The sequence below is a fragment of the Ensifer sp. VA4 genome, assembly GCF_055710065.1.
In genome coordinates, this window is record NZ_JBVQPO010000082.1 from 1 (window position 1) to 255 (window position 255).

Annotated in this window: 1 protein-coding gene; it reads right to left on the reverse strand. The window is 62.7% G+C overall.

The annotated features are described in order from the left end of the window. Window positions 1-67: 67 nt before the first annotated feature. Window positions 68-255: GMC oxidoreductase (locus AC0C6X_RS30260; protein ID WP_472956732.1), on the reverse strand; the 188-nt coding region annotated here is incomplete at its 5' end.

Below are 255 nucleotides of genomic sequence, written 5' to 3' on the forward strand. Positions count from 1 at the left end.
GAACGCCGGAAAGCGGAAGCGCGGAGCGCGCGATCGATGTCATTTCGACTGTCCTCCCAAGGATTTCCTATACGCGTGCATCGGCAATGATCCAGCCGGCCGCCTTTTCGGCGATCATCAGCGTCGGCGCGTTCGTGTTGCCGCTGGTGATCTTCGGCATGATGCCTGCGTCGACGACGCGCAGGCCATCGATGCCGTGCACCCGAAGACGGCTGTCCACCACCGCCATCGGATCATCGTCACGGCCCATCTTCG